Annotated in this window: 3 protein-coding genes; 1 reads left to right on the top strand and 2 read right to left on the bottom strand. The window is 64.2% G+C overall.

What is annotated here, in order from left to right; genetic code table 11:
- Both AKL29_RS44905 and AKL29_RS15830 read right to left on the bottom strand, forming a co-directional pair.
- The coding region (locus AKL29_RS44905; RefSeq protein WP_244482073.1) for an SDR family NAD(P)-dependent oxidoreductase at window positions 1-173 on the bottom strand (173 nt) is incomplete at its 3' end.
- A gap of 25 nt (window positions 174-198) precedes the next feature.
- The gene (locus AKL29_RS15830; RefSeq protein ID WP_028335440.1) at window positions 199-906 is read right to left on the bottom strand and encodes a histidine phosphatase family protein; all 708 of its coding nucleotides are present in this window, start codon (window positions 904-906) and stop codon (window positions 199-201) included.
- 139 nt (window positions 907-1045) lie between these two features.
- On the opposite strand from AKL29_RS15830, the gene AKL29_RS15825 reads away from it, so the two are divergent.
- On the top strand, window positions 1046-1831 hold the full coding sequence (locus tag AKL29_RS15825; protein WP_050384827.1) for an SDR family NAD(P)-dependent oxidoreductase: 786 nt from the start codon (window positions 1046-1048) through the stop codon (window positions 1829-1831).
- Window positions 1832-2084 lie beyond the last annotated feature (253 nt).

Here is a 2084-nt window from a genome sequence, read left to right as displayed (position 1 = left end):
TTGCGCGAGGAGATCACGACCTTGGCGCCGTGCTCGGCCATGCGCTCGGCGATCGCGCGTCCGATGCCGCGCGTCGAGCCGGTGATGACGGCGACTTTTCCCTTCATGTCGAACAAGGTCATGTTTCTCTCCCTGATGTTACGGTGTTTGAATTCTGCGGTGAGCTTAAGCAGCGTCGTGGGGTTGCGATAGCAGCAATCACGCAAGCTTGCTCGCCGGCCTGACTTCAGGCCCGGATGGCTGATGCATCGCGGCGTGGCGCGGATCGGCAATCCACGGCTGCTGGTTCACCATCGGCAAGCGCCAGGTCGACAGGCCTGCGCTCGCGATGTGATCAAGTCGCGTCACCGAGACATTATCGATATCGAACGACAGCCCCCTGTCCGGCTGGCCGCCGAGCGCCAGCCCGACCGCGGCCTTGATGACGCCGCCATGGCCGACGGCGATGATATTCCTGCCCGCTTCCGCGGCGGTGATCCGCACAATGGTGCGGCAGACGCGGGTGTAGAGATCCATGTAGCTCTCGCCGCCGGGCGCGGGATCGTTGACGTCGGCGAACCAGGCCGTACCCGGCGGACGACTGGCGAGAAACGCGGCGCGGTTCATACCCTGCCACTGGCCGAGATGCTGCTCGGCGAAGTCGCGTTCCTGCGTCATGCTTTCCGGCTTTGGAAACCCGGCAGCCCAGATCGCGTCCGCGGTCTTGTGCGTGCGCTTCAAATTGCTCGAATACCAGACCGCATCGCGCGGCAGCATTTTGGCGACCGCCTCGAACACTTCGACATCGCCGGTGTCGCAGTCGATATCCTCCTGTCCGTAAATGTTGCCGCCGTCGCTGCGCACCGGCGCGTGGCGAACCCACCACCACCGCGTCACCTTCACGTCAGGCTTGTCTGGATTGGACATCGGATGAGCCCTTCAATAGTGTCCCGTCTCGCTGTACGTCACGCCGCACATCGTCTCAAGTGCTTCGGACGTTTGAAATTTTGTTTGAATTCCGTCGCGCGGCAGAGGCGCCACGGATCACGTGAACAGGGAGAAACTCATGGGTCGCCTCGAAGGCAAATCCGTCATCATCACCGGCGCTGGCAGCGGCATCGGCCGCGCCGCCTCGCTGCTGTTCACCAGAGAAGGCGCCAAGCTGATCGCGGTCGATCGCACCGAGGGCGTGAACGAGACCGCCAAGCTGGTGCGCGACGCCGGCGGCACCGTCGAGGCCGTCACCGCCGATGCCGGCTCGGAGAGCGACGTGAAGGCCTTCATCGAGAAGGCGGTTTCGAAGTACGGCAAGCTCGATGCGATCTGGGCCAATGCCGGTGTCAGCGGCGGCCTCGTCCCGCTCGCCGACCAGACCGTCGAACACTGGCAGGAAGTGCTGCGCGTCAATTTGATCGGCCCGTTCCTCGCGATCAAGCATTCGATCCCGCACATGACCAGGCAAGGCTTTGGCTCGATCGTCTGCACTGCTTCCGTCGCGGGCCTGAAGTCGGGTGCCAGCGGACATCCCTATGGTGCGAGCAAGGCCGGCGTCATCAGCCTGGTGCAGACCACCGCCTACTCGCTCTCCGGCACCGGCGTGCGCATCAATGCGGTGTGCCCGGGCCTGATCGAAACCGGCATGACCAAGCCGGTGTTCGATCGTGCCAAGGAACGCGGCACCCAGGACAAGATCGGCCAGCTCAATCCGCTCAAGCGCGCCGGCCAGCCGCACGAGCTCGCCGCGATGGGATTGTTCCTGGCGAGCGATGAAGCGTCCTACGTCAACGGCCAGGCCATCCCGGTCGACGGCGGCCTCACCGCATCGATGCCGTATACGGGCAAGCCGATCTAGCAAGGGCGCTCTCCGTTCGCTGGGCCGGTGAAGTCCGAATGGCGCGGTGACGCGGCCACATCCACCACTGTCGTCCCTGCGAAAGCAGGGACCCATACTCCGCAGCCGGAGTTGTGAGCGGGACTCGTCGTTCCGACGTCGCGCAACAAGCAGCATTGGTGGTTATGGGTCCCGGCCTTCGCTGGGACGACGGCAGTGGATGGTCTCCGATTCATGATGACAAATGCGCGGTGTCATCACCCGCGCACGCGCG

This window comes from Bradyrhizobium pachyrhizi (assembly GCF_001189245.1).
GTDB classification, from domain to species: Bacteria; Pseudomonadota; Alphaproteobacteria; order Rhizobiales; family Xanthobacteraceae; genus Bradyrhizobium; species Bradyrhizobium pachyrhizi.
Note: the sequence above shows the minus strand (reverse complement) of the source record. Positions and strands in the feature narration are given on the sequence as shown.